This is a genomic window from Actinomadura sp. NPDC049382, from assembly GCF_040677125.1.
In the GTDB taxonomy this organism is placed as follows: domain Bacteria; phylum Actinomycetota; class Actinomycetes; order Streptosporangiales; family Streptosporangiaceae; genus Spirillospora; species Spirillospora geliboluensis.
This window is the reverse complement of sequence record NZ_JBFARO010000260.1, coordinates 1-2,276: the sequence shown is the minus strand read 5'-3', so window position 1 is coordinate 2,276 and position 2,276 is coordinate 1. Positions and strand designations below refer to the sequence as shown.

The 2,276-nt window shown below is 79.2% G+C and carries 2 protein-coding genes; both read left to right on the top strand.

What is annotated here, in order from left to right; genetic code table 11:
* The first annotated feature begins 17 nt into the window (after window positions 1-17).
* Window positions 18-1,730, top strand: coding sequence for an AAA family ATPase (locus tag AB0K34_RS46475; protein ID WP_364554940.1), 1,713 nt, complete (start codon window positions 18-20; stop codon window positions 1,728-1,730).
* Window positions 1,731-1,894: 164 nt separating this feature from the next.
* A complete protein-coding gene (locus AB0K34_RS46470) occupies window positions 1,895-2,200 on the top strand; it encodes a hypothetical protein (protein WP_364554938.1) in 306 nt (101 codons plus the stop codon).
* Window positions 2,201-2,276 lie beyond the last annotated feature (76 nt).

The following is a 2,276-nucleotide window of genomic DNA, read 5'->3' as shown; positions in this document are numbered from 1 at the left end:
AGGGCGGCCAGCCCGTCGTGCGCGCTCCGGCCGGCCTGACCGAGCTGTTCGCCGCGGCGGGCGCGCCCGCGCAGCTCGCGGCCGGCGCCCTCGCCCGGCTCGGCCCGGACGCCGCGGACCGGCTGCGCGCCGACCCGTGGCTGCTGCTGCGCGTCCCCGGCGTCCGGCCCCCGCAGGCCGACCACTTCGCGCGCGCCGTCCTCGGGGACGCGGCGGGGCCGGGCGACGTGCGGCGCGGCCGGGCGCTGGTGCTGCACCTGCTGACCGAGGCGGCGCGCGCCGGGCACACCGTCACGCCGGCCGCCGACGTGGTCGCGGCGCTGGAGCGCGCCCGCGTCCCGGACCCGCGCGCCGCCGTGGAGGCCGCGCTGGACGAGGCCGAGGTCCTCTCCCTCACCGAGGAGCCGGAGTTCGACGAGGAGTCCTTCGCCGAGGACGCCGAGCCGGAGGAGCCGGAGGAGATGCTCGGCGCGGCGCGGTGGGCGCTCGCGGAGGAGGCCGCCGCCGAGGGGTTCCAGCGGCTCACGCTCACCGCCGCGCCGCTGCTGGACGACGCGGCCGTCAAGGAGCTGCGCGACGGGCTGCCCGAGGACCGGTCGCTCGCGCTCACCGCCGCGCTGCGCACCGGCGTCAGCGTCCTGCGCGGCGGCGACGCCGACGGGCTCGCCGCGGCCGCCGCCGGGATCGCCGGCGCCGCCGCGGCCGCCGGGCTGCGGGCCGCCGTCGCGGCGCCGACCGACCGCGCCGCCGCCGGCCTGCCCGCCCCCGAGGGCGTGGCGGTCACCGGCCTGCACCGGCTCCTGGAGCCGCGGGAGGCGCCCGGCGGAGGCGTCGTCTACGGGCGCGGCGAGCAGCACCCCCTCGACCTCGACCTGCTCGTGGTGGCGGACGCGTCGGCGCTCGACGTCGAGCTGTGCGCGGCGCTGGCAGAGGCGTGCCCGGACGGCGCCCACCTGGTGCTGTGCGCCGAGCCCGGCGCCGCGCCGCCCGCCGGGCCCGGCCGGCCGCTGGACGACCTGGAGGCGTCGGAGACCGTCCCCGTCGTCACGCTGGACGCGGCGCCGCCGTCCGGCCCGCTCGGCGTGCTGGCGGCGGCGGTGCGCGGCGGCGACCTGCCCGCCGTGGAGGCGCCGGACCGGGAGGTCGTCATCGTGCCCGCCGCCGACCCGGGCGAGGCGGTGCACCGGGCGGTGCAGCTGCTCACCGACTCGATCCCCCGCGCGCTCGGCATCCCCGCCGAGGACGTCCAGGCCGTCGCGCCCGCGGCGGGCGGCCCGGCGGGCGCGGGCGCGCTCAACGCGGCGCTGAAGGCCCGGCTGAACCCCGGGCCGGGCGCGTTCGGCGGGATGGACCCCGGCGACCGGGTCGTCGTGGCCGCGCCGCTCCCCCAGGCCGCGGTCGGCGAGACCGGCACGGTGACCGGCGGCGGCCCGCACGGCCTCGACATCGACTTCCCCGCCGGGCCGGCCACCGTCGCCCCGGCGGACGCGGCCCGGCTGCGGCACGGCTGGGCCGTGCCGGTCGCGCTGGCGCGCGGGACGCGCCGCCCCGCCGTCGTGGCGGTGCTGCCCGCCGAGGGGCTGTCGCGGCCGCTGGTGGCCACCGCGTTCGGGCTGGCGCGGCGGCACCTGTCGGTCGTGCAGGCGGCCGGGCCAGCGCTGGCCGCGGCCGTGCGCGAGGGGGGTCCGGCGCCGCGGCGCACCCGCCTGGCATCGCTCGTCGCCCAGTGAGGCACGCCGAGGCCAACGCGAGGTAAAGAAACCACCGTGTCGCGGTTTACGGGCGGGCCCGTATGGGACACGATGTCAACAGGGTCGGGCGCGTGAAGGCCCTGCAGGGCAGCGGTTTCAGGCACGCCGGCTGTTTCAGGCACGGCATCGGGTGGAGGAAGAACATGCCCCAGGGGCTCAGGCGGCTCGGTTCGGCTTCGGCGGCGGTCTCGGCGGGGGCGCTCGTCCTCGTGCTCGCGGCCCCGCCGGCCGACGCGGCGGCGGCGCAGGAGTGCAAGAAGGGCACCGACCCCGAGAGCACGATCGAGAACTGGAAGTGCAACCTCGGCAACCTGCGCGAGGCCCTCACCCCGAAGACTCCGACCCCGACACCGGCGCCGACGAAGACCACCGCGAAGCCGGCGCCGAAGAAGACCACCTCGCAGAGCACCAAGAAGTCCACGGGCAAGAACCCAGGCGGGTCGCGGTGAGGTCAATGTCGCCGGAAGCATCGTCCCAGTACAGGAACTGGATACCGGGACGTCTGGCGAGCGCGTCGACGATGCC